Below are 25216 nucleotides of genomic sequence, written 5' to 3'. Positions count from 1 at the left end.
GTAGCTCAATTGGATAGAGCGTTTGACTACGGATCAAAAGGTTAGGGGTTCGACTCCTCTCGGGCGCGCCATAAACGGGAAGTAGCTCAGCTTGGTAGAGCACTTGGTTTGGGACCAAGGGGTCGCAGGTTCGAATCCTGTCTTCCCGATCAGAAGTATCATAGGACCTTAGTTTAGTTGTTTAGAGTAGAAGGTTCATCAGTTATAATATCGGAGGAATACCCAAGTCCGGCTGAAGGGATCGGTCTTGAAAACCGACAGGGGTGTCAAAGCCCGCGGGGGTTCGAATCCCTCTTCCTCCTCCATTTATTTTTATCATCATCGCGGGTTCAATTTCCGTCATGACTGCTACTTTTTATAGGGGCATAGTTTAAAGGTAGAACTACGGTCTCCAAAACCGTCAGTGTGGGTTCAATTCCTACTGCCCCTGCCATTTTAGATACATATGAGGATTATGGGCCTATAGCTCAGCTGGTTAGAGCGCACGCCTGATAAGCGTGAGGTCGGTGGTTCGAGTCCACTTAGGCCCACCAGTATAACAAACAGTTAAGTTAAACTTAAAAAACAATCACGGCCCGTTGGTCAAGTGGTTAAGACACCGCCCTTTCACGGCGGTAACACGGGTTCGAATCCCGTACGGGTCATCGAAAGAGCAGTTTGCATTTGCAAACTGCTCTTTTATTTATGTTAGATAACTACAGATTTTGATTGAGACTGTATAAAATTCTAATATGAAAACTTCAAAATTTTTGAGTCTAATCTCTGAAATTTGAACATAACGATACTAGTACTTTAAGAATAACACTAGGATAACGTGCTATAATGGATAAAACTGAATACTAGGGGTAATGAATAATGGAGGAATGAAAGCGAAAAAACCAAGGTGCTGCGGAACTAGACGAAAAGGGCTTTAAGTGGATGCGTTTCGTCAGCTTCTTTATGATTGTGAACCTCATTTTCACCGTAGCTTTAGTAGCAGTTGTTCTAATAGTTCCACAAATTCAAGAAACTTTTCAATGGGTAGCATTTGGTGTATATGGGTTTACAGTTCTTTATCTCATCTTTATGCGTGAAGTAGCCTTTAAAAAGACATATGGTTCTTTAGCAGTTTGGATGCGTACTGTGTGGAATTTTAGTTTTATTGCTAGTGCGTTTGGGGCCATTAGCATGTTTATAGGGAACACTCACTGGACTTTATTTTAAAGGAATCTGTCTTCTTGTGTTGAAAGTGAAAGTAAGGGAGGAATTTATATGAATCCATATGAACAATTACAATTAAACAAAGAAGTAGAAGCGATTGCTAAACAACGAATTGAAATTCATAAACAGCGAATAAAGCTATCTGAAGAGTTAGAACAAGACTTTGATAATACAGAGCTCCAAAATAAAATTATTGAGTTAGAAGAAGAAAGTCAAAAACTAAAGAAAAAGAGTGAAGCTTTACAAGCTAACTATTAAACATCCTTTCAGGGTGTTTTTTTAATAATGTTATAATAATAAACGAGTTGGTATAAAGGAGTTGGTACTATCACCATACAAAATCTTATTGACTCAAAAGATTTAGAATTGCCATTTGTTTTTTATTATGACGGGGATTTCGTACGTCAATCAATTAAAAATGGAACGAACATACTAGAAAGATATGATTACGTCGGAGAAGTTGAATTAGAATTACTTCAAGAAACTGGATTTATTGAAATTTGTATAGAGGGTTATGGTGGGATGAGAATAGGTGATAAAATTGATGTCTCTGTTGGTAATTTAGAAACTACAAATGTTACCGAACCATTTGTTTTAGAAAAACTTGATAAGCGATTTTATTTTTTAATACCCTTTCATCCTTATTGGGTGAGTACAATGGAAGATGGGGGTATCCTCATCTCATATTCCATAAAAAGTGTACTAAATATGACTACTTATAGTTCTGAAACAGTACGTTTTCATAAAGATATTCTATCTAGCTCAACTGTATATTAAAATAAATATAGTAGCTTAATCTATTGCTTGTTAATATGCTGCTAGATATGTATCTGTTTAGAAAAAATAAAATAACTTACTGAAATAGTCTTTATATAGAACAGAACAAGCAGATTCTTAATTATTAAGAGCCTGCTTGTTTTACTTTATACCCAGCATTAGATTCTTTATTTAACAGCTTCTTTAAATTCTTTTCGTGGCTTAAAGGCTGGAGCCTTTGTAGCATCAATAAATTCAGCTTTATTCATATCTAAATACCTCATTCCTTACTGTGTATAGTCTGTGTAGACAAAAAAATATATCATAGTTTCCTTATAAGGATCAAACCTATGTTCTTTTAAATGCATCTGCTAGAAAACTCTAAAAAAAAGTTAACATTGCATGTTTTGTTTCCTTTTTGTTAGGGAAATGGAAATAAAAGAAAGATAAAAATGATTAAAAATGAGGAGAAGGAGTGTCAAAAAGTGGTATATAGTCAAGTAGTAAGAAAACCTGAGTTTCAACAAGCGGAATCGGAAGGGTTAAATGAAGCCATTCACGAGTACATAACTCGTCGTACACGTCACAATGCACCGGTTGTGGATGCGCTTCGATATATTATGACCATTGAACATAAACATGAACGCATGCAGGTAGCAGCAGAACTGTTCGGATCAGCTATTCAGCGTGTAAAAGATCAAGATATTATTCAATATCTAAAAAAATGCGGAAGCTACAAAAGAATTTCTGATACGATGGAATAAAAACGTTTTCTTTGAAAAAGCGCCTTTAATGAGAGGGGGCTTTTTTTGTTTCCTCCATTTAAAAGCGAGGGTAAATACATAGGATTCTTCCAATTTGTGCATAGTAAATGAAGCAGAATTAATTGAGGAAGAGACAGAGTTGTGTATCTGACTGCGGGGACGAATGTTAAGGTCTAGAATAAAGTCTTCATTACAGATACCCACTCTTGAATAAATGAAGATTTACGTATGTATCCCTAGCAGGAGGTTTAGTGCATGAGTCAAGAAATACCGTTAAGTTCAAGTGAAATTGCTACTCTTTGGATGACCTATCAGCAAAAAACAATGACCCAAAGAATTTTGGAATATTTTATTGCACAGGCAGAAGATGAAGGGGCAAAAGAAATTATGCAAGATACGCATAGGCAAGTGGTGAACTACATTGAAGATATCAAAACAATTTTACAGAATGAAGGGGCTTCTATACCAGTAGGATATACAGAAAAAGATGTAAATATAGGCGTTCCTAAGCTCTATGATAAGATGTTTGATATTATGTTTCTTCGCCTTTTAAAAGAAATTAGTATGGGGCTACATACGCTTCATTTAACCATGTCCTACAGAAAAGACATGATCTCTCTCTATAAAGAGCTTACCGCTTTCACGCAAAGTGGCTATGACAAATGTGTAGATTATCTTCAGGAAAAAAACGTGCTTCCAAGGCCTCCAGCTGTTTCCGTACCTAAAAAAGCGAAGTTTGCTGAAGGCACAGATTACATGAATGGAATCCATTTATTTTCGAGTAAACGGGCATTAAATACTGTAGAGGTAGCACATATTTATTACGCAATTGAAAGCAACATTCTTGGCATGCAAATGATCACAGGGTTCGCTCAAGTAGCAAGTGAGCCTGAAGTGAAGAAGTACTTTGTAAAAGGAAAAGAGCTGGCTAAAAAAATTGTAAGTGATTATAGTAAAATTCTTTTAGAGAGCGATATTCAAACGCCTGCGACGTGGGGAGCGAAAGCGACTGAGTCAAAAGTAGCACCCTTTTCAGATAAACTAATGATGTACTGCGTGAGTTTATTTTGCAGTTTCGGGCTAGGAAGCAACGCTTTAGGTACTGCGTTTAGTTTGCGTGGAGATCTTCCTCTTACTCTTGTCAGTACCGCCAAAGACATTTTAACATACGGGCAAGACGGGGGAAAAATCATGGCTAAAAACGGATGGCTTGAAGAACCGCCAAGTATGGAAGACCGAAATGATTTGATTAAATAGAAAAGCATAATACATTATGAAAACTTCTTTTTTTGAAAGAAGTTTTTTCTTTTGTATAAAAAATGTCGTTATTTGTTTGTTTAACGGTTTGTTTTTTGAATAAAAAGGATATATAAACTATAAATTTACAATTTTATACTAAAAAAGGAGGTTGTTGCATATGAAGTGGTACATAAAAGTGTTGAAAAATTACGGGACGTTTTCTGGCAGAGCAAGCCGAACTGAATACTGGATGTTTGTATTGGTCAACTTTGTTATTTCATTTATTCTTTCTTTCATTCAGTTCTTTATTGATAAGCCTCTTTTTCTGCCGGTAATCTACTCGCTATTGATTGCAGTCCCTTCGTTAGCGGTAGGAGCAAGAAGGCTCCACGATACGGGAAAAAGCGGATGGTGGCAGCTCATTACATTAGTTCCACTCATTGGCGGTATTTGGCTAATTGTTTTATTCTGTCAGCCTAGCGATCCAAAAGAGAATCGTTTTGGTACAACGGCAAAAGCAGCATAAATAGAACTCCCCCTTACACAAGGGGGAGTTTTTTAGTGCACAGGTTCTACTATAGCACCATCATACGCCGATTGGTAAATAGCTCGGATGTCTTTTTCAAGAAGAGGCAAAGGACTGCGAGCGAGAATTCGTTTTTGCTGAACGCCATCTTCTGTCAGCTTTTGAAGGGCACTTTCTGGAATACCAAATCCGCGAAGCGTCTGAGGAATGCCTACGTCTTTGACAAGTGACTGCAGCTGTTTTACACACTGATAAGAAGCTTCTTCTTCTGATAAAGAGGTAGCGTTTCCGCCCAGTGCTTCAAAAATATCCCGCATCTTTTCCACGCAGCTTCTGCGTATGTAACCCATCACATAGGGAAGCAATACGGCGTTTGATTCACCGTGAGAAATATGAAACTGTCCACCTAAAGGATATGCAAGCGCATGAACACCAGCAACACCAGCGTTAAAAAAAGCAAGGCCTGCTAAATAGCTTCCATAGCTCATCTGAGTTCGCGCTTCTTTATCTTCGCCATTTGCTACAGCTGTTCGTAAAGAAGAGCTAATCATGCGTATAGCCTTTAGTGCTAAGGCATCGGTTGCTGGATTTGCATTCACTGATACATAAGCTTCAACGGCATGAGTTAATGCATCAACCCCTGTAGCCGCCGTTACTTTAGGAGGCACGCTTAGCGTAAGCTCAGGATCTACAATGGCAGCGTCTGCAAGCAAGTAGTCGTGGGTCACAACGTCTTTTGTGCTTTCAAGAGATAATACAGAAATATTGGTTACTTCTGAGCCCGTGCCGGAAGTTGTGGGAATTAAAATTTTCGGAAGACCTTTTTTTGAAATTTGTTTTGTACCAGTTAAGTTCAAGTATTCTTCTACAGCTCCGTCATGAACGGCTAAAACGGCCGTAAGTTTTGCTAAATCTAATGCGCTGCCGCCGCCAACGCCAATGACTAAATCAAATTTTCGGCTTTTTGCGTAGGATACGAGTTTTTCACCGAGTGCTAAAGGCGGCTCTGGTGCCGTATCTGCATATACATCTACTTCGTATCCATTTTTAATGAGGGGAGAACTCACTTTATCCACAAGTCCAATGTCTTTTAACACGGGATCTGTGACAATTAAAATATGAGCAGGGTGATATTTTTTTACTTCCGGAAGCAGTTGCTGAAGTGATCCCCATCCTGTATAGCTAAGAGGGGTAAAAACTAGTTTTGACACAGTCATTCTTTTATCCTCCTATAGGCACTGTTTTGTTGGCGGTTTCAAAGATGTGGTTTTGCTTCTACGTATATTATAATGAAGTATCGCAAATTTTTCATTGAATACAAATTAGCTGTCACGAAAAAATTGAGCTTTACTTCACAGAGGCAAAGGATGGGGAAATGTTGAGATACGTAACAAAAGAATTAGCTCAGAAAATTGTGTGTAGAACGATGGAGATTATTGATTGCAACATTAACGTGATGAACGAAAAAGGAGTCATTATTGGTTCGGGTGACAAAAAGCGAATGAATCAAATCCACGAAGGAGCGTTGATGGTATTAAAAAACGGCAGTTCCTACGAAATTACTCAACAGCAGGCTGACTCGCTGCGAGGGGCCAAACCGGGCGTGAATTTGCCTATTTTCTTTAACGGAGAAATTGTTGGAGTCGTGGGGTTAACAGGACTGCCAGAACAGATTCGTAATTATGGAGAACTCGTGCGCATGGCGGCTGAAATGATTTTTCAAGAAATGATTTTAATAGAGGAAATTCAGTGGGATGAACGATTAAAAGAAGAGGTGGTTCATCAGCTTCTTCGACAAGAAGAGCCGTTTGACTCTTTATTTTTTGACCGGGCGAACCGCTTTGATATTAATTTATACCTTCCACGAGTGGCACTGATTGTTACAGCGGACAATCGCCATGAAGTTATGAAGCTTGTAAAGAAATACATAGCTAATAATGACCTATACGCTATGCTTCCAGACGGAGTGGTCATATTAAAATCTACAGAAGCAGGCAGCCCTAGCAGCTATGCGGAACAGCTGGAAAAACAGCTTCAGGCGTCTGGAATGGTGTGTAAGTTAGCGGCAGGATCTGTTCAACCTGACTTTAAAGGCCTTCGTGTATCTTATCAGCAGGCAAAAGATACGCTTGCGGTCGGCTCAAAGCTTCATCCAGAAGCTGTTTTCTACTGCTATTCTGATTTTCAAGTTCCCGTGCTGTTACGTCAAAGCGCCGGTTTTCAAGAAAATCATGATCTGTTGCAATACTATGAAAAGCTGAAGGAATACGATAAGAAAAAAGAACTTATCGAAACGTTAACGGTCTACATAGAAGAAAATGGCGAAGGAAGCACAGCAGCTAAAAAGCTTTTTATACATCGAAATACGCTAAGTTACCGTCTAGATAGAATTCAAAGCATTACGGGAAAAGATCCAAGAAAAGTCAAAGACCTTCTTGAACTGTATGTAGCGCTATTGCTATCTAAAATTTCATAATTGTGCACGTGCATAAAAGATCTTGCGATAGTGAGGTCTTTTTCTGTTGAAGTGACTAATGAAAGAATATAAGATAGCGCTTACAATTAACGTTAGGGACAGGAGAAATAAGAAAGGGGATGCTTTATGGACGTTCAAGTAAGCGCATTAGGCGCTATTTGTGCATTAGTAATTGCTATTATATTAATCTTAAAGAAAGTGGCTCCCGCATACGGAATGATAGCCGGAGCTTTAATTGGAGGACTGATTGGCGGAGTTAACATCGCTGATACCGTTAATTTAATGATTGAAGGCGCACAAGGCATTATTCCGGCAGTACTGCGGATTCTTGCAGCCGGTATATTGGCCGGGGTATTAATAGAATCAGGTGCTGCAGCGGTTATAGCAGAAACCATTGTAAAAAAACTAGGGGAAACAAAAGCGCTTTTAGCTCTAGCGCTAGCCACACTCATTCTTACGACAGTAGGTGTGTTTGTTGATGTGGCTGTCATCACAGTGGCGCCTATTGCTTTAGCCATTGCTAAACGTACGGGTATGTCAAAGCCTGCTATTTTATTAGCGATGATTGGAGGAGGAAAGGCAGGAAATTTAATGTCTCCTAACCCTAACGCTATTGCTGCTTCGGATGCATTTAATATTCCGCTTACATCCGTGATGGCTGCAGGAATCATTCCCGCTATATTTGGCGTAGCGGCCACTTATCTAGTAGCCAAACGATTAGTGAAAAAGGGAACAATGGTTCAAATTGAAGAAATAGATACAGTGGATGCAAGCAGCTTGCCGCTCTTTTTAACGGCCATCATAGCACCAATTGTTACCATCGTGCTACTGGCGCTGCGCCCGCTTTTTGATCTTAATATTGATCCAATGGTTGCGCTTCCTGCAGGAGGGATTGTTGGTGCCATTGTGATGAAAAAAGGAAAACAGCTTAATACATATGCTATTTCTGGATTAGGGAAAATGTCAGGTGTAGCCATTATGCTTCTCGGAACGGGGACATTAGCAGGTATTATTGCTAACTCTCAGCTAAAAGACGTTATTATTCACGCCTTGTCTGCCATTGGATTGCCCGCTTATGTTTTAGCTCCGGTTTCAGGTATTTTTATGTCAGCGGCAACCGCTTCGACAACAGCAGGAACAGCAGTCGCAAGCCAAGTTTTTGGCTCGACAATTTTAGAGCTAGGCGTTTCTGCTTTAGCCGGAGCTGCTATGGTTCATGCCGGGGCGACCGTACTTGATCACCTTCCGCACGGAAGCTTTTTTCACGCAACGGGCGGAAGTGTAAATATGAAAATAAAAGAACGCTTAAAATTAATACCATACGAATCGCTTATTGGGCTCATTATGGCAATTGTATCCACGCTTATATTTGGTGTATTAAAGCTATATGGCTAAAAACTAAAAGGAGTGTTTACGCATGAAAATTGTGATTGCACCTGATTCATTTAAAGAAAGCTTAACGGCTCTTAACGTTTGTGAAGCGGTTGAAAAAGGAATAAAAGCTCATTTTCCCAACGCGGAGATTAGTAAAGTACCTATGGCAGACGGTGGAGAAGGAACCGTTCAGTCGCTTGTGGACGCGACGGGCGGACAAATCATACAAGCTAAAGTAACCGGACCTTTAGATAAAGAGGTGGAAGCTTTTTATGGAATTCTTGGAGAAGGCAAAACGGCTGTTATTGAAATGGCAGCCGCTTCAGGCCTTCATCATGTTCCGGTCGATAAACGAAACCCGCTTATCACAACAACGCGAGGAACTGGCGAGCTCATTCTTAAAGCGTTAGATCACAAAGTGAAGCATATCATTATTGGCATCGGAGGAAGTGCTACAAATGATGGAGGAGCCGGTATGGCAAAAGCTTTAGGCGCAAAACTTCTTGATGCTAACGGAGCAGAAATGAAAGAAGGAGGCGGCAGCCTAGATCAGTTAGCTTCTATCGATCTTACAAACTTGGATCCTCGGCTTGCTGAAGTCAAAGTAGAAGTGGCGTGCGACGTAGACAATCCGTTAACGGGTGAAACTGGAGCATCTGCGGTATTTGGTCCTCAAAAAGGCGCAACTCCGGATATGGTCAAACGGCTTGACCGTAATCTAGCTCATTACGCAGCGGTTATTGAAAAAGAAATGAATATTCATATCCAAAGTGTTCCTGGTGCTGGAGCCGCAGGAGGACTAGGAGGCGGCCTGCTGGCATTTTTATCTGCGGAGTTAAAGCCAGGTGTAGACATTGTCATTGAGGCTACTCAGCTAGAAAGCTATATTAAAGATGCTGATCTTGTCATTACCGGTGAAGGAAGAATAGATGGACAAACCATTTACGGAAAAACCCCCATTGGCGTAGCAAAAACAGCAAAAAAGCATAGCGTTCCCGTGATAGCGATAGCAGGGAGCATTGGAACAGGAAGCGAAGCTGTATATGAACACGGTATTTCTGCGTTATTCAGCGTCGTGCCCGGAGCGGTCGATCTATCAGAAGCACTGGAAAAAGCCGGTGAAAACATTGAAAGAACGGCTAAAAACGTAGCGTCAGTTATACGCTTAGGCATCAAGTGAAGAAGTTACAGTTTTTATTGTTCTCTTTTTAATAAATAGTAAAAGGTCTCTTCCATCAGAAGAGGCCTTTTTTCGTTTAGTGCTGAAGTAAGCTGCTATCAGTCTTTTAAATTTTATATAGGAAATAGAACGAAACGTTTTCTGAAGCGTCATAGTAAGTAAGCAGTTCTAAAGGTTCTCTCGCATTCTCGTCGGCTTACTAACTGCTACTTATGGAAAGGAGAGGTAAACGTGCAAAAAAAGTTTAGGTTCTTGAGAATTTTACGAAACGTGATAGTAGCTATGTTAGGGATATGCATCATTTGGATTGTAACGAATCAAGTTATAACGGCAGTAGAAAAGAAAAAGTACTCGCCTATTGGTCAATTAGTAGAGGTTAATGGCAGAAATATTCATGTATATACAAAAGGTAAAGGGGAAAATACGATTGTACTACTAAGCGGGTTGGGAACGACTGCGCCTGCACTGGATTTTGAACCTTTAGTAAATGAACTGTCGAAGGATAATAAAGTTGTGGTAGTAGAACCATTTGGATACGGATGGAGTGACATTACGAATAAAAAACGTACCGTAGAAAATAGTGTAAGTGAAATGAGAGAAGCTTTGCAAAAATCGGATATAAAAGGTCCGTATATATTAATGCCGCACTCAGTTTCTGGCGTTTACAGCATGTATTATGCAAATAAATATCCAGATGAAGTAGAAGCAATTATTGGAATAGACCCTACGTTGCCAAAAGCGCTGGATTATTTTAAAGAAGAAGCGCCGAATATACCAAGTTTGATGAGTGTTTTAGCGCCAAGTGGACTTGCTCGCTTGGCCCTGCTTACTAGTCCTAATCAGTATCTACCGCTAGCCGAAGAAGGAACGTATACAGCAAAAAATTTAAAAATGACAAAAGCAATCTCCAGCTGGAAAGGCTACAACAAAAACGTCATTGATGAAGCAAAAGAACTGAACAACAATATAAATAAAACTCTCGATATGTCGTTTCCTTCAAAGATGCCTGTAATGATTTTTACTAGAAAAATAGATAAAGAACCAAAAGAAGAAAAATCTAATATCACGTTTTATCAAGATCAATTAAGTCACGTATCGTCGCAAAAACTAGTTGTTTTACAAGGTCATCACTATTTACACTGGACGAAGTACAGAGAAATGAGCAAATATGTAAATGATTTTATAGATACATCTATTAACTCAAGTACAAAGAAATAAAGGCTTTAAGAAAAAGGAGTCCGGACCATGGGTCTCCTTTTTTATAGGAAAGAATCAAATCTAGTTAGCTGTATAGCTATAAATGTTATAATTAACCAATCGCTAGAATGATTTATATAGAGGAGGCAAATCATGATTAAAGCCGTTATTTTTGATTTAGACGGGACACTATTAGATCGAGACAGTTCGTTAAAATGTTTTATTCAAGATCAATACGAGCGTTATAGTGAAGAGCTAGCACACATACCGAAGCAGGAATACATATCTAGATTTATCGAGTTAGATCACAAAGGCTATGTATGGAAAGACAAAGTATATCAGCAGCTTTTGAACGAATATGATCTTTCGAATCTAACGTGGGAAGGGATGCTAGATGATTACCTTCACTATTTTCCAGCTCACTGCGTTCCGTTTTTACATATGGAGGGTGTACTAAAAGAGCTAAAGAAAAAAGGGCTGTTGCTAGGCATGATCACAAATGGTTTTACGGACTTTCAGTGGATGAATATTAAGGCGCTTAGAATTGATCACTATTTTGATACTATACTCGTTTCCGAGCAAGAAGGCATTAAAAAACCGCATAAAGATATCTTTTTGCGAGCGTTAAAAGCGCTTGATGTGTCGGCTGAAGAAAGTGTATATATCGGGGATCATCCAGAAAATGATGTGCTTGGCGCAAGAGGCGCGGGCATGCATGCTGTATGGAAAAAAGACGCTTTCTTTGACGGAAGTTTTACAGATTCATATATAATAGAGGATTTAAAAGAACTATTGAACGTTATGAATGAGTTTCAAGAGACCTGTTGAGAAAAGGGGAGCAATGATGAAAAGTCAAGTTCGTTTACTAACCGATAAAGACTTAGAAGAAGCAGCAATCATCTATACAAATGTTTTTAGTGGGTCACCGTGGAATGAGCCTTGGAGTATAAACACTGCTTATGCTCGTTTATACGATATCAGTAAAACTCCAGGTTACATAGGGATAGGTTTCTTTCATAGTGAAAATAATAAACTCATAGGATTTATAGTAGGAAATGAAGAACAGTGGGCGAACTATAAGACGTTTTATGTAAATGAAATTTGTGTGTTAAGCAACACTCAGCAAACTGGCATAGGAACGAGCCTTTTATCTTTCCTTAAAGAGCTACTTATACAAAAAGAAGTGAAAGAAGTCTACGTGTCTACTGAAAGAGGCCAAGGCAAACCAGAACGTTTCTTTGAAAAGAACGGTTTTGCCACTGATGAATCTCGTATACTGATGGCGGTAAATGTAAATTGAATATAAGTGAATCGGTGTAGAGTATCCGTTTTGTTGTTTCAGGAGGAGCAGTTCATAAAGCAGGAGGAAATAATCTATGATTTTTTCGCTACTAGTTTTAGCCGCTATTTTAATGGTGAGTATTCCGTTGATGATTATTATGATTAAAACGGTGTGGCATCGAAAGCTTCCTCGTAATTACTATACGCCGTTTGATTATCTTGCTGCACAAACAGAAGAAGAGTTTCATGAAGAGCAAAATGAACGAGAACTAGAAGAAAAAGAAGGAGATGTTGTAAACAGAAAGAGCTAAAGGTCGTTTTCAACTCCTTCTGTTTACAGCCCACCCCTCCACAATTTCCGTGAATTCATCTAGGTGTTCTTCAAATATTCGTTTTCGATGTCCGTTTGCTCCGGATGGATGAGGAAAGCCAAATAAATACGTATGCCGAGAAAACGAAGGTTCACGCGAAAGTTTTCTTAAAACATTCTCAACCGCTTTTCCTAGTGGAACGATTAAGCACGGATTCTTTATTTCGTTCAATTCATGTGGAAACACTTCAAAGGCATAGCGAGAAAGAAGCACTGATCGTTCGATTGGCGGCTGATGCCCCGTATAGTTTTTTCCTTTATAAAACACAGGATATTTCAGTACAGACGTTGTATGCAGCAAATCTCTCTGTGAAGCAAATAGCTCAGCGGCACCGTTAATGCCCATGACTTTTGCAATTCCGCATTGATCTAACATGTCTATTAAATTGACTCTCATCGTTCCGCTAAAGCTAGCTGCTTTTTTTGTTTCGTACAGGACTTGTTCAAGCTGATGATGAGACAGGCTGGAAACGCATTGTTTAAAAGCGGTTTTCATTTGAAACCAGCCTGGTGTGATGCCGGCAATGACAATATGAGCGTCTGGATTTATGTAATCGTTATGGGGCGAGTAGTACATATTTAATTCACGTTCTTGAGCGATTAAAAAGTCTTTTTGCAACAGCTGTTCTTTCGTAAAATTCATATTATGCAATTGTTGAATGGCAGGCAGACATTGTTGAAAATAAGAATGTTGGCTAATCATAGGCTCTCTCTTTCTTTATCATTATTTCTTCTTTTATTTTCCCCAACAAAATCGTTTTATATCAAATATGAACAAATTCTTATGAAAATTAATATTTACTAAAAGTTTACTTAAGTTTTAGTGCAGTGTGATAAAAATAAAGTAGTAATAGCAGTGATTTTGTTATTTAAACGGCGAAACTAACAAAAGAAATGAAGAATTTTGGAGAATATTTTAATAAATTTACTGAAATTTTAAAATTATTTATTGAAAGCGTTTTATTAATGTGCTATTCTTCCAATATAAGAGATAAATATTTAGTAAAAATAGAAGATTATAATAGAGAGGTAAAAAGATGGCAACTTTAAAAGATATAGCGGCGTACGCTAAGGTTTCCAGTTCAACTGTATCCAGAGTACTAAATAATGATCATACGCTTTCTGTATCTGAGGTTACTCGTGAACGCATTCTGCATGCAGCCAAGGAGCTGCAATATACGCCCGTGAAGATACGAAAAGGAACGGCAAACGGAAAGGATATAGAAGCTCCTCAAATAGGTATTATTTTTGCTCAATCCCTTGAAGAAGAGCTAGTAGACCCTTTTTTCTCTTCTATTCGCCATGGAATAGAGAGTGAATGCGCAGAAAAAGAAATTTTTACAGTAAAGTCATTTAGGCTAAAAGGTATGAAGCAAGAAGAGCTGCTGCAGGATCTTGATGGAGTGATTGTAGTGGGAAGAGTTAGTCCAGAAACGGTTCAAGAAGTGAGCAATCATTTAGATACTATTGTTTTTATTAATCACAAAGCGGATGAGGATTTGTACGATTCGGTCATGATTGATTTTGAGAAAGCTACTAAACACGCATTAAATCATTTATTTGACCTCGGTTATAAAAGAATTGGCTATATCGGAGGGACAGAAAGAGAACATTATATCAATGGAAGTTCTATTATTGAAGATCAGCGTCAAACGGTTTTTGAACGCGTTATGCATGAAAAAGGCCTGCTCGATTCTGAGAAAGTTTATATAGGAGAGTACTCAATGACTGAAGGCTATGAGCTGATGGGACAAGCGATTAAGCAAGGAAATCTTCCTGAGGCATTTTTTATCGCAAGTGATGCAATGGCGATAGGGGCGATGCGTGCCCTGCAGCAATCAACTATAAAGGTTCCTGAAGACGTAGCGATTGTAAGCTTTGATGATGTGGATATCGCAGCATTTGCGAGCACGCCGCTCACAACGGTTAAAGTATATACTGAAGAAATGGGAAGGCAGGCTGTTAAAATGCTAATAGATCGATTAAGCGGCAGGTCCGTTCCTTTAAAAGTCATGGTGCCGACTAAATTAATTTATCGTGAAAGCTGCGGAGCCTTACTTAAAAAACAGTAGCCTAAAAGTTATAACTTGAAAGGGGGTGATAGAAAAGAAGAATTTATACATAAAGAGTGATAAGGGGGAAGAAAAATAGAAAAAACCATAGAAAAAGCAGGTTAAAAAGCCCTAGAAACTACATACTTATTGGCAGATAAGTATGTAAATGAAAAAGCTTTTTCATCTCTAGGACTTTTTGAACCTTTGTAAAAGTATAGGATTAAATTATAAGTGACTTTATTTCGTTGTGCAATGAATTTGTCCATGTGTAAATAACTGAATATTCAGTTATTTATGTCTTGATAGAGTATAAGGAGGAAAAAAGATAAATGAAAAAGCTTACGTATCTTTTCGTTCTATTACTAGTCTTTTCTGTTGTGGCAGCGGGCTGCGGAAATAAAGAAGCGGCAACAGGCGGAAATGGGAAAACAACGCTAACGCTTTTTTCTACGATGAGTAATAAAGGGGAGAGAAAAGCGCTTCAAAGTGCGATTGCAGAATTTGAAAAACAAAATCCAGATATTAAAATTGATGCGAATTTTCCGGGTAACGGCTATGAAGATATGCTTCGTGTGAAAATGGGTGCAAATGATATGCCTGATTTATTTGATACGCACGGCTGGTCTCAGCTTCGCTACGGTGAGTATGTAGCAGATTTAAAAGATATGGATTGGGTTCAGCATTTGGATCCGGCGCTAAATCAAATTTTAAAAGATAAAAGCGGCAAAGTGTATGCGTATCCTTTAAATCAAGCAAAAGACGGAATTAGCTATAATGCGACGCTGTTAGAAAAATACGGAATAAAGCCTCCTAACACAATGGATGAATTTATAACAGCATTAGAAGCAGTAAAAAAGAAGAGCAAAGGAGAAGTAGCGCCTCTATGGATCCCAGGAGGAGAAAATGGCAATATTGCTCAAGTGTTTGATCAGCTGGCTACACCTCAGCTTATTACAGCAAAAAATAAGAACTACGCTAAGCAGTTGGAAAAAGGAACATTTAATTGGTCAAACTACACGCCGCTAGCGGAAACAATGGCAGAAATGAAGAAAAAAGGGCTGCTGAATGAAGATGTATTAACCGCAAAAGTATCTCAAGCAACGGAATTAATGGCTCAAAATAAAATTGCTTTCACATTTGTGGGCGGATCTCTTGGACCGGATGCAACAGAATTAAATCCTGAAGTAAAAGTAGGAACAGTACCGGTGCCTGCTATTCATAAAGGCGGAACGCAAAGCTGGATCGGCGGAGAGCGCTTTACCCTTGCTGCGTGGAAAGATTCTAAGCACCTTAAAGAAGCCAAGAAATTTATTGAATTTGTGTCACAGCCGGAAGTTGCCAAAAAGATTGCCGAAGGAACGTCTTCAGCATCGGCTCTGACAAACAATAAAACACAAAACTACTACTCTGAATACTACGATAAGTATAGCGATATTAAAGTTGAGCCATACTTCGACCGAAAGTATTTACCGAGCGGCATGTGGGCAGTGATGTCTTCTACAGGTCAAGAATTGCTAGCGGGAAGTTTAACGCCAAAGCAATTATCAAAAGAGATGGAAAAAGAGTACAAGCGTCTCAGTAAACAATAAAATAGTGTGCAAAAGTTCCTTGTTCGCTAAGAAGCAGGGAGATAGGCTTCTGCTTTTTTTCAACACAAGCTGAAATAGGAGTGAACACGATGAATGAATTAGTCAGGAAAGAGCCGGTTTCTGTAGTAAGAGATACGAAAAAACGAAAGAAAAAATTAAAAGCAGAGTCCTCTTTATGGTGGATGTACCTTCCCGGCTTAGTAATTATCACCGTTTTTATTATCTATCCTTTTATTAACGGAATTAGACTTTCCTTTACTAATTGGAATGGATTTTCACAAACATATGATTGGATTGGGCTCCAGCAGTATAAACGTTTGCTTGCAGATCCAACGACTTGGCTTGTGATAAAAAATACGCTGCTCTACGGAATAGGCAGTACTATTTTTCAAAATATTATTGGCTTGTTATACGCTTTGCTTCTGAATCAAAGCATTAAAATGAAAGCTGTAACAAGAACAATTGTCTACCTTCCGGTTATTATCAGCCCAATTATTATGGGGTATATTTGGTACTTCTTTTTTGCCTACCAAGGAGGCGCTTTAAATGACCTTCTTGTATTTTTAGGCTTTGAGAAAATTAATGCTTTGGGAACTCCAGAGCTTAACTCTTGGATTATTGTGTTCGTCAATACGTATCAATTCGTTGGAATTGCGATGATTATTTATTTAGCGGGGCTGCAAAGTATTTCAAAAGATTATTACGAGGCAGCGCAGCTTGACGGAGCATCGGCTCTTCAGCAGTTTAAAAACATCACGCTTCCATTGCTTATGCCTTCGATTACAATTAACGTCGTTTTAAATATTATCGGAGGTTTAAAACTGTTTGACGTCATTGTTGCGCTGACAGGAGGAGGGCCTGGAGATGCATCGCAGTCAATGTCTACTTTTATGTATGACTTATATTTTAGAAGGCAGGACGCCGGCTATGCTGCAACTCAAGGTGTGTGCATGGCGCTCATTATCTTAGTCATTAGCTTATCAGCACTTGTTTACTTTAAACGAAAGGAGACAGAAGCGTGATGGACTATACAAATAAACGGAAAAAACGATTTTTTACCTTTCTAGCTCTTTGTATAACGCTCGTTCATATTGTCCCTTTTTATATTCTTGTTACGACTTCTTTAAAAGCAACCGGGGATTTTAGTTCCAAATGGGTATTTCCAAAAAGCATACACCTTGAAAATTTCACAGCGGCTTGGGAGCAAGCGAATTTAGGCAGTTCTTTTATGAATACGTTTATCATTACGTTCGTTTCGGCTGTTCTGCTTATTTTTTTAGGATCAATGGCTGCGTATCCTCTAGCGCGCCGCCAAACGAAACTAAATAAGTACGTCTATTTTATCTTTATCGCCGTGATGGTAATACCGCCTTTAACAGCGTTAGTTCCGCTGTACAAAATGGTTGTGAATATGGGGATGATGAACACGTACCAAATTGCTATTTTAAATAATGTCGCAGCATTTTTGCCGCTAACGATCTTTTTGTATGCGGGTTTCATTCGCTCCACTATTTCTAAAGAGCTCGAGGAAGCAGCAAGAATTGACGGGGCCGGCACGTTAACGATTTTCTTTAAAATCGTATTTCCACTGCTAAAGCCTGTCACTGCGTCTATTTTAATTATTGCAAGCGTCTACATTTGGAACGACTATCAGTTTGCAATTTTCTTCCTTCAAGATAAGGAAATGCATACATTAACCGTTACGTTAGCAAGCTTTTTTGCCGAAAATCAAAATAATCTTAGCTTAGTAGGAGCAGCTGCGATTATTGCGATGCTTCCAATGACCATTTTATTTTTAGTGCTACAAAAATACTTTATTGCAGGGCTTTCATCAGGATCTGTAAAAGGATAAAACCAATATGAGGAAGGAAGATGACAATGTCTAAAATCACATTTATCGGAGCGGGAAGTACAGTTTTTGCAAAAAATATTTTAGGAGACTGCATGTTTGTGCCTGCTTTAGCTGGCTTTGAATTTGCGCTATACGATATAGATGCTGAGCGTTTAAGAGATTCGGAAAATATGCTAAACAATCTAAAAGAAAACTATAAAGTGAATATTACGGTTAAAGCCTATTTGAACCGCAGAGAAGCTTTAACAGGAGCAAAGTATGTGATTAACGCGATTCAAGTAGGCGGATACAAACCAAGCACCGTCATTGATTTTGAAATTCCTAAAAAATACGGCTTGCGTCAGACGATTGGAGATACAGTAGGAATTGGAGGAATCTTCAGATCACTGCGCACGATTCCAGTGCTGTTTGATTTTGCAAAAGATATTGAAGAAGTATGTCCAGATGCGCTGTTTTTAAATTACACCAACCCAATGGCAACACTAACGGGTGCAATGCTGCGCTATACAAATGTAAAGACGGTAGGCCTTTGTCACAGTGTTCAGGTATGTACAAAAGATTTATTTGATTCTCTCGGAATGGATCATGAAGGAATACAAGAGAAAATCGCAGGCATTAACCATATGGCATGGCTGCTAGAAGTAAAAAGAGATGGACAAGATTTATATCCAGAAATTAAGCGTCTGGCAAAAGAAAAGCAAAGAACAAAGCATCACGATATGGTGCGTTTTGAGCTAATGGATAAGTTCGGTTATTATATTACCGAATCGTCTGAGCATAACGCAGAGTATCATCCATACTTTATTAAACATAAATATCCAAATCTTGTTGATCAGTTTAACATCCCTCTTGATGAATATCCGCGCCGATGCGAAGAGCAAATCAGCAATTGGGAATCAATGAGAGAAGAAATGGTTAACAACAGTCAGTTAACTCATACACGTTCACATGAGTACGGCTCTAGAATCATTGAAGCAATGGAGACAAACGTGCCGTTTAAATTTGCCGGTAACGTATTAAATACCGGAGGCTTAATTAGTAACCTGCCGACAAAAGCGTGCGTAGAAGTTCCATGTGTTGTAGACCGAAGCGGCATTATGCCGACTTATGTAGGAGACTTACCTGAGCAGCTTGCGGCGTTAAATCGTACGAATATTAATACGCAATTGCTAACAATTGAAGCAGCAGTCACTAGAAAAAGAGAGCACATCTATCAAGCAGCGATGCTAGATCCTCATACAAATGCGGAATTATCTATGGATGACATCATTCGTATGTGCGATGATTTAATTGAAGCCCACGGCGAGTGGCTGCCTGATTTTACAGGGAAAGTGAATCAATACGTGTAAGAAAAGAATCCTCGGCTGAGATCAGCTGAGGATCTTTTGTACTTAGGAAAAGAAGGGAATATCATCCAAATGGATATTGACATTTAAAAAACTTCATCATACACTGTAAGAAGCAAGTCATTTTATACTAAGAAAGGAAAGGTACCGTAGACAATGGATAAGTAATCCTATTTTTTTAGACATTCTTTTAAAACTTTATTTTAAATGAACATTTGTCTAGATAGGATTAGTCTGTACATTTTTAGGTGCCATTTCTATATGTCTTATATGAAGTGATTTCTCCCTTTTTTTACTCTATAAAAAGGGTGCATATTTGCGTATGCCTAATTATGACCTCTAATCCTCTCTAGAAATCCTAGGGAGGTTTTTTTATGTTATTGTTAGAAGCTATAAATATTGAAAAAAGCTATGGAGATCGCCTGCTGTTTCAAGCAGAGAAACTTCAAGTACATCGCGGAGAGCGAATTGGAATTGTGGGGAAAAACGGAGAAGGCAAATCGACGTTGCTTCATATTTTAATGAAAAAAATGAGTCCAGATCAAGGGATTGTACAAACATATGGCCGTGCCGCACTGATTCCGCAGATTGATGTTCAACCTACATCTGCCGTTTCTCCTGAGATGAAAAGTCAGTGGAACGTGCCAGCTGAAGCGGACTTTCTTAGCGGAGGAGAAGAAACAAGAAAGAAAATTGCAGCTGCTCTTTCATCCGGGGCGGAACTGCTTGCAGCCGATGAGCCAACGAGCCACTTAGATGTAAAAGGCGTAGAGAAATTTGAAGAAGAAATGAAGTCTTTTACAGGCAGTCTGCTGCTGATTTCACATGACCGAGAATTATTAAACCGCCTTTGTACGTCTATTTGGGAAGTAGAAGGCGGCAAAATTCACTGTTATGAAGGCAATTATCAAGAATATGTGACGCAAAAAAAACACGCAGTTGAAAGACAGCAGTTTGAATATGAACAGTATGTAAAAGAAAAACAGCGGCTTGAACTGGCCTCTGAAGAAAAAAGCCAAAAATCAAAGTCGCTTAAAAAAGCGCCGAGCCGCATGGGCAACTCTGAAGCGAGACTTCATAAGCGAGCGGTCGGAAAACAAAAAGCGAAGCTAGACAGAAGCGCAAAAGCGATTGAAACAAGAATTGAAAAGCTGGAGAAAAAAGAAAAGCCAAAAGAAATGGAAGAAATTCATTTTGACCTATCGCAGTTTCACCAAGTTCACAGCAAGCAGGTACTAAGCTTTGACAAAGTCTCGGCATCAGCTGGTGACCATATCTTGTTTCAAAACCTAAAAGGCGGTGTGAAGCCAGGAGCGAAAGTAGCGATTGTCGGCAAAAACGGTGCCGGGAAATCAACGCTGCTGAATATGATTGAGCAGCGAACAGAAGGCATCACGGTTGCGAAGCCTGTAAAACTCGGCTTTTTCCATCAGCGCCTTGAAAATCTAGATCCCGCTAAAAGCATTTTAGAAAACATTAAAGAAGACAGTCCGTACACCGAGCAGTTTATTCGTACGGTGCTATCGCGCTTACTTTTTAAACGTGAAGACGTGTATAAAAAAGTAGAGATGCTAAGCGGAGGAGAACGAGTCAAAACGGCATTAGCAAAAGTCTTTTTAGGAAACTATAACGTTCTTCTTTTAGATGAACCAACCAACTATCTTGATCTTCATACAAAAGAAGCGCTTCAAGAAGTATTAAAAGCTTATCCAGGGACGATTTTATTTGTGACGCACGACCGCTACTTTGTTAAAAAGCTTGCGACGCATGTTTTGACGTTAAAACAGTCCAAAGCGGAGCTCGCGGCGATTGAAGACACGGGTAAAAGCAAAAAAGCGTCACAGCAGCAAAGTGAAGCGGAGAAACTTGCGCTTCAATTAGAATTAACAAAAGTGATTAGCGAGCTTTCTATCACGCCAGAAGGAAAAGACAAGCAGCGGCTTGAAAAAAGATACGAAGAGCTTTTAGAAGAAAGAAAACGATTAAATAGAAAGGAAGGGTAATATCACTTCACCTAACAATGAATTCAATGATGTTACTGAACATCAAAAGCGTATTGAAGGAAAATTAACGGATATGAATGTAAAAGGAACGCCCAAAAGAATAAAATGGATTGGCTATGGAATCATTATTTTCTTTGTGATTCTTATTTTAACGATGATCATCGGCATATTTATCAATTAAAACAAAAAGCAGCCGCTTCAATGTTGAAGCGGCTGCTTTTTTATTTGCCTACTTTTGTAACAATGGCATCTCCGTTTTTTCCAACTCGTACAGTAGCAAAACGAGCTTCGCTTTCCACTTTGCTGCCGGTTCCTTCTGGAATAAAGTAATGCTCAATTCCGTACTGAATTCCCCAGTCGTGATAGCTGCCCGTAATGACAACGTCTTTCTTTTTAGAAGTATACGGTTTATTCCAGTCATCATCCGCTTGGTAGATTTTCGCGTATTTATACACGCCTTGTTTGTCAGGACGAAGAACGAGCTTCACTTTTTCTCCGTCTTTCACATGAGGTAAGGTAACGTGCGCAATGTCGTAATTCAGCTCAACGTAATCGCCTTGCAGCAGCGAGCGCGGATCGATCGGCTGTAAAGCGAGCTTAATTTCTTTTCCGTTTTGAAGAAGCACTTCGTTTTTAGTGAAAATGCCGCCCAGCATAATAAGCTGAACAAGAATGATGATCCATACAATCCATACAGCGGTTCGGCTGCGGTCAAGAAACGACGGCTGCGGCTGGTCAGGCGTTGACAGGTCCCATTTCCTGCTTAGGAAAAGAAAGATAAGACCTAAAATAACGAGCACAAGTGATTTATTAAATAAATCCCACACAAAGTCGTAATATTTCATCGCTAAAAAAACAAACCAGAAAATCATGCCGACAATAAAATCATATTTTGGCTCTTTTCGTACCGTCACAAATAAAAAGACGGTCGAAATCACAAAAAACACCGTGCAGTAAATGATATTTAAAAAAGACGGTTCGCTTAATTCAGTCAGCGACAGTAAAAAGATAAAAGCAAGAAGCAGCGCTGCTTTTTTAAACGCGTGGTGTACGTTTATCGCGTACACAGCGGCATTTAATAGAAACAAAGCGAGCAGCACATAATCTATTTTGATAGTGTCATAGTAAGCAGTCGGAACCTTTATTAACAGAAGCCCTTGCACTAGCACAAAAAGCAGCAGACGAACGGGCGTATGCTTCGTGAATACTAAAAGCGCTACAAGTGCGATGACGTAGATAAAAAACAGAATGTCGTTCACAAAAAAAGAAGCGCCGCCGCTAATTAATACGCCCATCATTAAAAGCGTATATTTCACGGTTGGAATATCTGCTTTAATCAAATAACATCCCACAATCAGCAAAACGCCAATCACAAGCATTCCGTTTGTTGGGTACGTTCCTGTAATAAGTGTGACAAGTCCTCCTAAAGAGCTGCTGCCGATCACCGACGCAATGGCCGTAATCCCAATCACCGCTATTCGTTTGATTACGCGGAGCGAGGTTTTTTGTGCTGCCGTGTTGGCAGTGAGCCATTTGACAAACCATACGCTTGCACCAATAAATAAAATCACGAATCCTAAAGCTAAGAACAGTGACCATTCAGCGTAGTGTTTAAAAATAAAAGAGAAAAACTGTTCAATAACAAATAAAGCAAATGCCACAATGGAAATCCCTAAGAACGACCTTTGCGGCTCCACTTTTGAAAAATAAAAAAAGGAGCTTAGTAAAAACAGCAAATAAAAAATAATAAGACCAATCCGTAAGCTAGAGCTGCCTGTGAAATCCGGCAGGGAAACAGTTAAAAAAATGTAGTGAAACAAACAAAACGCCGCATACATGATCACAGGAGACGAGCGCTGTTTCTTTTTTATGATCCAAAAGATGAGTAAGTTCACAAACGCCATTCCTGCGTAAAGTAAAAGCGTCTCATGTTCGCCTCGCTGTGAAACTGCGCCTGTTGGTGAAATGAAAAAAGCCATGGTGAATTGAAATAAAACAAACGATAACACATAAAACGGCTGATACTTTGTAAAAAAGCTAAACAAAATAACCGGCACAAGCCAAATTAAAAACAGCCAGTACGATTCAGCGTGCGTGTTGTAAATTTGAGAAAGAAGCGCGATGCTTAATCCAAATGAAAGAGCGCCGGCCAAAAGCGTCCAGTGACTTAAAAACGCCTGCTGAGGAAGCAGCTTTCGCACTACAAACGCACTTCCGTAAAACAGCAGCATCAGCCCCACGCTCAGCGCAATTTTAATGTAGCGGTCAAAGCCTTGCCAGTTCGATGCAAAGAAATATAAAATGCCGGACAAAACAAGAGCCAACCCCAGTAAATAACCGAGTCTTACGAGCTTTTCTCTCATACTCAACCTCCTCTTTATATTATGTATATACTAGCGCATGTTTAAATATTTGGAAATAGAAAGAATGAATGCGTTTTAACAAAAAAATTGTGTAAAAAGGCCTTTTAGTGGCGTGGAAATAACAAGCAAAGTAGTCCGAAAATCTTGATAAATTGTCAATGGTAAGATAGTTTTGGTTATTTTATCCTGAAGAGTGGGTATTGAACTAAAAACCTACATTATTCCCAAAAAATATAAGAAAACATGCCGATGTGCTCTCTTTCTTTATTTGATAAGCTATAAAAGGGAATTACTGTTAGAGAAACCAAGAGATAGATATAAAGGAAGTGTCATCATATGAATGAGATGTTTGTTGCTCATCTGTATACCCAAGTGAAGCAGGCACATGAAGATATCCAGCAGCTTACGGCTAGTAAAAACACGTTAACGGAGGTCAAAGGCGAGCTTGAACGTGCAAAGGAAAAGGTAAAAGAACCAGAGCTCACTTCCGCCACTTGGTCAGGCAGCCTTGCTGTTGGGTTTGAAGACATCCGCACCGCTATGTTAGACGAATACGATGATTTGCTGACCCGTCAGCTGACGGATGCCATCACGACAATTGATGCAAAAATTACGGCGCTTCAATCAGATATACAAGGGATGGAACGCGCCATTAAAATGCAAGAAGACGAAGCAAAAGATAAGGTGTGATGCAATATGGCAGACGAAATTAAAGTAATAGATGGTGAAATTAATAGAACGCTTAGTGACCTAAGCGCTGCTGCGCAGCAGTTTCAGCCGCTTTTTCCGTTTCACGTAGGAAGCGGACAAGATCTAGCGGTGCTCGATGAATTAAACCAGCTGAACCAGCAGCTGCAAACGTTAATTGTGGACTACAAGCAAACGCTCCTCGATGATTTGAACGCCACCAAAAAATCCGTGCAGTCCATAAAAGAAGCAGATGAAAAAGCTGCAAACGCCGCTAAATAATGTTCATATTTTATATAAAGCTATCAAAAATAACCTTTCAACCAGCATAGATTTGGCATTCAAATAAAAAGGTTTTATCTAGCGGATGATGCAAGCCTTGTAAAGAGGAGCGTCCGCTTAGGTTTAGAAAAATGAAGGGCGGTTGTTCGTTAACCGTTTGTTGTTTTTCTACATCGATACAGCTAGGAGGTTACAGATTATTGAAAACACTTGATGTCGATGCTTTTCACGAGAATATTCAAGCTATCTTAGACTCTATTAAAAGTCAAAAAGAACAAATTCAGGGCCTGATTTCACAGGTTCAGGCATTTTCAAGCTTAGATGATGCGTTTAAAGGAAAAGGAGGAGAGGCGATTCGGTCTTTTTACGAAACGGGACATGCTTCTTTTTTAACGCTGTATCATTCATTACTCACTTCCTATGAAGCTCGACTAACTCAAATCACACATGCGCTGCGCTCATTCGAACCGAGCGAAGACGGCTACATCACGCAGCCCTTTCTGCAAGACACTATTCCCGCGCATTTAAATCAAACAAGAAATACAACCGTCTCGCTTGTCGATCAAGCGAATGCAGCGATTCAAAAAGTCAGTCACCTTGCTTCTGTTTCAGCGCTTAACGACCAAGGTTTTCTAACAGAAGTAGAACAAGCAAAAAACAAAGCGGACAAAATTTAA

25 protein-coding genes and 5 tRNA genes are annotated in these 25216 nt (G+C 39.3%); 27 read left to right on the top strand and 3 right to left on the bottom strand.

Going from position 1 to position 25216, the window contains the following annotated elements; all coding sequences use genetic code 11:
- Positions 1–75: 75 nt before the first annotated feature.
- The 11 genes from AC1D0Y_RS24615 to AC1D0Y_RS24565 all read left to right on the top strand — a co-directional run bounded on the left by AC1D0Y_RS24615 (position 76) and on the right by AC1D0Y_RS24565 (position 4485).
- Positions 76–149 (top strand) — tRNA-Pro (locus AC1D0Y_RS24615).
- Positions 150–212: 63 nt separating this feature from the next.
- A tRNA-Ser gene (locus AC1D0Y_RS24610) sits at positions 213–305 on the top strand.
- Positions 306–359: 54 nt separating this feature from the next.
- Positions 360–433: transfer RNA gene (locus tag AC1D0Y_RS24605), tRNA-Trp, on the top strand.
- 23 nt (positions 434–456) lie between these two features.
- Positions 457–533: transfer RNA gene (locus AC1D0Y_RS24600), tRNA-Ile, on the top strand.
- Between the two features lie 39 nt (positions 534–572).
- Positions 573–644: transfer RNA gene (locus AC1D0Y_RS24595), tRNA-Glu, on the top strand.
- A 274-nt stretch (positions 645–918) separates the two neighbouring features.
- Positions 919–1203 carry a hypothetical protein gene (locus tag AC1D0Y_RS24590; protein ID WP_060746608.1) on the top strand — a complete coding sequence of 95 codons (285 nt, stop codon included), beginning with the start codon at positions 919–921 and terminating at the stop codon, positions 1201–1203.
- A 48-nt stretch (positions 1204–1251) separates the two neighbouring features.
- Positions 1252–1458 carry a hypothetical protein gene (locus AC1D0Y_RS24585; protein WP_016766132.1) on the top strand — a complete coding sequence of 69 codons (207 nt, stop codon included), beginning with the start codon at positions 1252–1254 and terminating at the stop codon, positions 1456–1458.
- A gap of 108 nt (positions 1459–1566) precedes the next feature.
- Positions 1567–1977 carry a hypothetical protein gene (locus AC1D0Y_RS24580; protein ID WP_028408158.1) on the top strand — a complete coding sequence of 137 codons (411 nt, stop codon included), beginning with the start codon at positions 1567–1569 and terminating at the stop codon, positions 1975–1977.
- Between the two features lie 464 nt (positions 1978–2441).
- A complete protein-coding gene (locus AC1D0Y_RS24575; RefSeq protein ID WP_028408159.1) occupies positions 2442–2720 on the top strand; it encodes a hypothetical protein in 279 nt (92 codons plus the stop codon).
- Positions 2721–2975: 255 nt separating this feature from the next.
- Positions 2976–3977: a DUF3231 family protein gene (locus tag AC1D0Y_RS24570; protein ID WP_060746609.1), complete on the top strand. Its 1002-nt coding sequence runs from the start codon at positions 2976–2978 to the stop codon at positions 3975–3977.
- Between the two features lie 160 nt (positions 3978–4137).
- Positions 4138–4485 (top strand): DUF805 domain-containing protein, encoded by a 348-nt coding sequence (locus AC1D0Y_RS24565; protein ID WP_028408161.1) that lies wholly within the window; start codon positions 4138–4140, stop codon positions 4483–4485.
- A gap of 32 nt (positions 4486–4517) precedes the next feature.
- On the opposite strand, the gene AC1D0Y_RS24560 is transcribed toward AC1D0Y_RS24565, so the two are convergent.
- Entirely contained in the window at positions 4518–5702 is a 1185-nt protein-coding gene (locus tag AC1D0Y_RS24560; RefSeq protein ID WP_060746611.1) for an iron-containing alcohol dehydrogenase, read from the bottom strand.
- Positions 5703–5860: 158 nt separating this feature from the next.
- Here AC1D0Y_RS24560 and AC1D0Y_RS24555 point away from each other — a divergent pair, with 158 nt between their 5' ends.
- The 7 genes from AC1D0Y_RS24555 to AC1D0Y_RS24525 all read left to right on the top strand — a co-directional run bounded on the left by AC1D0Y_RS24555 (position 5861) and on the right by AC1D0Y_RS24525 (position 12304).
- Complete coding sequence (locus tag AC1D0Y_RS24555; protein WP_235593605.1) at positions 5861–6961, top strand: sugar diacid recognition domain-containing protein; 1101 nt, start codon at positions 5861–5863, stop codon at positions 6959–6961.
- Between the two features lie 126 nt (positions 6962–7087).
- Positions 7088–8356: a GntP family permease gene (locus tag AC1D0Y_RS24550; protein WP_028408164.1), complete on the top strand. Its 1269-nt coding sequence runs from the start codon at positions 7088–7090 to the stop codon at positions 8354–8356.
- 22 nt (positions 8357–8378) lie between these two features.
- On the top strand, positions 8379–9515 hold the full coding sequence (locus tag AC1D0Y_RS24545) for a glycerate kinase (protein WP_060746613.1): 1137 nt from the start codon (positions 8379–8381) through the stop codon (positions 9513–9515).
- Positions 9516–9797: 282 nt separating this feature from the next.
- Entirely contained in the window at positions 9798–10733 is a 936-nt protein-coding gene (locus tag AC1D0Y_RS24540; protein ID WP_060746667.1) for an alpha/beta fold hydrolase, read from the top strand.
- 132 nt (positions 10734–10865) lie between these two features.
- A complete protein-coding gene (locus AC1D0Y_RS24535; protein WP_060746614.1) occupies positions 10866–11540 on the top strand; it encodes an HAD family hydrolase in 675 nt (224 codons plus the stop codon).
- A gap of 16 nt (positions 11541–11556) precedes the next feature.
- A complete protein-coding gene (locus AC1D0Y_RS24530) occupies positions 11557–12012 on the top strand; it encodes a GNAT family N-acetyltransferase (protein ID WP_477707980.1) in 456 nt (151 codons plus the stop codon).
- A gap of 76 nt (positions 12013–12088) precedes the next feature.
- Positions 12089–12304, top strand: coding sequence for a DUF3951 domain-containing protein (locus tag AC1D0Y_RS24525; protein WP_098333014.1), 216 nt, complete (start codon positions 12089–12091; stop codon positions 12302–12304).
- Between the two features lie 9 nt (positions 12305–12313).
- Here AC1D0Y_RS24525 and AC1D0Y_RS24520 read toward each other — a convergent pair whose 3' ends face one another.
- Positions 12314–13066 (bottom strand): uracil-DNA glycosylase family protein, encoded by a 753-nt coding sequence (locus AC1D0Y_RS24520; protein ID WP_477707979.1) that lies wholly within the window; start codon positions 13064–13066, stop codon positions 12314–12316.
- A gap of 334 nt (positions 13067–13400) precedes the next feature.
- On the opposite strand from AC1D0Y_RS24520, the gene AC1D0Y_RS24515 reads away from it, so the two are divergent.
- From AC1D0Y_RS24515 to abc-f, 6 genes are all read left to right on the top strand, one after another.
- Positions 13401–14435, top strand: coding sequence for a LacI family DNA-binding transcriptional regulator (locus tag AC1D0Y_RS24515; protein WP_477707978.1), 1035 nt, complete (start codon positions 13401–13403; stop codon positions 14433–14435).
- A gap of 311 nt (positions 14436–14746) precedes the next feature.
- The gene (locus AC1D0Y_RS24510; RefSeq protein WP_272801311.1) at positions 14747–16006 is read left to right on the top strand and encodes an ABC transporter substrate-binding protein; all 1260 of its coding nucleotides are present in this window, start codon (positions 14747–14749) and stop codon (positions 16004–16006) included.
- 89 nt (positions 16007–16095) lie between these two features.
- Positions 16096–17028, top strand: coding sequence for a carbohydrate ABC transporter permease (locus tag AC1D0Y_RS24505; RefSeq protein WP_098524907.1), 933 nt, complete (start codon positions 16096–16098; stop codon positions 17026–17028).
- Entirely contained in the window at positions 17028–17858 is an 831-nt protein-coding gene (locus tag AC1D0Y_RS24500; RefSeq protein WP_034651257.1) for a carbohydrate ABC transporter permease, read from the top strand. The genes AC1D0Y_RS24505 and AC1D0Y_RS24500 overlap by 1 nt, the downstream gene beginning before the upstream one ends.
- Before the next feature lie 26 nt (positions 17859–17884).
- Positions 17885–19207: an alpha-glucosidase/alpha-galactosidase gene (gene melA, locus AC1D0Y_RS24495; protein WP_014459694.1), complete on the top strand. Its 1323-nt coding sequence runs from the start codon at positions 17885–17887 to the stop codon at positions 19205–19207.
- A gap of 371 nt (positions 19208–19578) precedes the next feature.
- Positions 19579–21207 carry a ribosomal protection-like ABC-F family protein gene (gene abc-f / locus AC1D0Y_RS24490; protein WP_477707977.1) on the top strand — a complete coding sequence of 543 codons (1629 nt, stop codon included), beginning with the start codon at positions 19579–19581 and terminating at the stop codon, positions 21205–21207.
- A gap of 221 nt (positions 21208–21428) precedes the next feature.
- Here abc-f and AC1D0Y_RS24485 read toward each other — a convergent pair whose 3' ends face one another.
- The gene (locus tag AC1D0Y_RS24485; protein WP_060746626.1) at positions 21429–23570 is read right to left on the bottom strand and encodes a GDYXXLXY domain-containing protein; all 2142 of its coding nucleotides are present in this window, start codon (positions 23568–23570) and stop codon (positions 21429–21431) included.
- A 336-nt stretch (positions 23571–23906) separates the two neighbouring features.
- Between AC1D0Y_RS24485 and AC1D0Y_RS24480 the strand changes: the two genes are divergently transcribed.
- The 3 genes from AC1D0Y_RS24480 to AC1D0Y_RS24470 all read left to right on the top strand — a co-directional run bounded on the left by AC1D0Y_RS24480 (position 23907) and on the right by AC1D0Y_RS24470 (position 25216).
- On the top strand, positions 23907–24260 hold the full coding sequence (locus tag AC1D0Y_RS24480; protein WP_014459697.1) for a YwqH-like family protein: 354 nt from the start codon (positions 23907–23909) through the stop codon (positions 24258–24260).
- 6 nt (positions 24261–24266) lie between these two features.
- Positions 24267–24539, top strand: coding sequence for a DUF5344 family protein (locus tag AC1D0Y_RS24475; RefSeq protein ID WP_045292218.1), 273 nt, complete (start codon positions 24267–24269; stop codon positions 24537–24539).
- 200 nt (positions 24540–24739) lie between these two features.
- Complete coding sequence (locus AC1D0Y_RS24470) at positions 24740–25216, top strand: LXG domain-containing protein (protein WP_060746627.1); 477 nt, start codon at positions 24740–24742, stop codon at positions 25214–25216.

The organism is Priestia sp. P1_B12_1 (genome assembly GCF_056406695.1).
Note: the sequence above shows the minus strand (reverse complement) of the source record. Positions and strands in the feature narration are given on the sequence as shown.

Bases quoted from the DNA above. Each gene is read 5' to 3' on its own strand.
- AC1D0Y_RS24590 (WP_060746608.1), top strand. From the start codon at position 919: ATGCGTTTCGTCAGCTTCTTTATGATTGTGAACCTCATTTTCACCGTA.
- AC1D0Y_RS24585 (WP_016766132.1), top strand. From the start codon at position 1,252: ATGAATCCATATGAACAATTACAATTAAACAAAGAAGTAGAAGCGATT.
- AC1D0Y_RS24570 (WP_060746609.1), top strand. From the start codon at position 2,976: ATGAGTCAAGAAATACCGTTAAGTTCAAGTGAAATTGCTACTCTTTGG.
- AC1D0Y_RS24565 (WP_028408161.1), top strand. From the start codon at position 4,138: ATGAAGTGGTACATAAAAGTGTTGAAAAATTACGGGACGTTTTCTGGC.
- AC1D0Y_RS24560 (WP_060746611.1), bottom strand. From the start codon at position 5,702: ATGACTGTGTCAAAACTAGTTTTTACCCCTCTTAGCTATACAGGATGG.
- AC1D0Y_RS24555 (WP_235593605.1), top strand. From the start codon at position 5,861: ATGTTGAGATACGTAACAAAAGAATTAGCTCAGAAAATTGTGTGTAGA.
- AC1D0Y_RS24550 (WP_028408164.1), top strand. From the start codon at position 7,088: ATGGACGTTCAAGTAAGCGCATTAGGCGCTATTTGTGCATTAGTAATT.
- AC1D0Y_RS24545 (WP_060746613.1), top strand. From the start codon at position 8,379: ATGAAAATTGTGATTGCACCTGATTCATTTAAAGAAAGCTTAACGGCT.
- AC1D0Y_RS24540 (WP_060746667.1), top strand. From the start codon at position 9,798: ATGTTAGGGATATGCATCATTTGGATTGTAACGAATCAAGTTATAACG.
- AC1D0Y_RS24535 (WP_060746614.1), top strand. From the start codon at position 10,866: ATGATTAAAGCCGTTATTTTTGATTTAGACGGGACACTATTAGATCGA.
- AC1D0Y_RS24530 (WP_477707980.1), top strand. From the start codon at position 11,557: ATGAAAAGTCAAGTTCGTTTACTAACCGATAAAGACTTAGAAGAAGCA.
- AC1D0Y_RS24525 (WP_098333014.1), top strand. From the start codon at position 12,089: ATGATTTTTTCGCTACTAGTTTTAGCCGCTATTTTAATGGTGAGTATT.
- AC1D0Y_RS24520 (WP_477707979.1), bottom strand. From the start codon at position 13,066: ATGATTAGCCAACATTCTTATTTTCAACAATGTCTGCCTGCCATTCAA.
- AC1D0Y_RS24515 (WP_477707978.1), top strand. From the start codon at position 13,401: ATGGCAACTTTAAAAGATATAGCGGCGTACGCTAAGGTTTCCAGTTCA.
- AC1D0Y_RS24510 (WP_272801311.1), top strand. From the start codon at position 14,747: ATGAAAAAGCTTACGTATCTTTTCGTTCTATTACTAGTCTTTTCTGTT.
- AC1D0Y_RS24505 (WP_098524907.1), top strand. From the start codon at position 16,096: ATGAATGAATTAGTCAGGAAAGAGCCGGTTTCTGTAGTAAGAGATACG.
- AC1D0Y_RS24500 (WP_034651257.1), top strand. From the start codon at position 17,028: ATGGACTATACAAATAAACGGAAAAAACGATTTTTTACCTTTCTAGCT.
- melA (WP_014459694.1), top strand. From the start codon at position 17,885: ATGTCTAAAATCACATTTATCGGAGCGGGAAGTACAGTTTTTGCAAAA.
- abc-f (WP_477707977.1), top strand. From the start codon at position 19,579: ATGTTATTGTTAGAAGCTATAAATATTGAAAAAAGCTATGGAGATCGC.
- AC1D0Y_RS24485 (WP_060746626.1), bottom strand. From the start codon at position 23,570: ATGAGAGAAAAGCTCGTAAGACTCGGTTATTTACTGGGGTTGGCTCTT.
- AC1D0Y_RS24480 (WP_014459697.1), top strand. From the start codon at position 23,907: ATGAATGAGATGTTTGTTGCTCATCTGTATACCCAAGTGAAGCAGGCA.
- AC1D0Y_RS24475 (WP_045292218.1), top strand. From the start codon at position 24,267: ATGGCAGACGAAATTAAAGTAATAGATGGTGAAATTAATAGAACGCTT.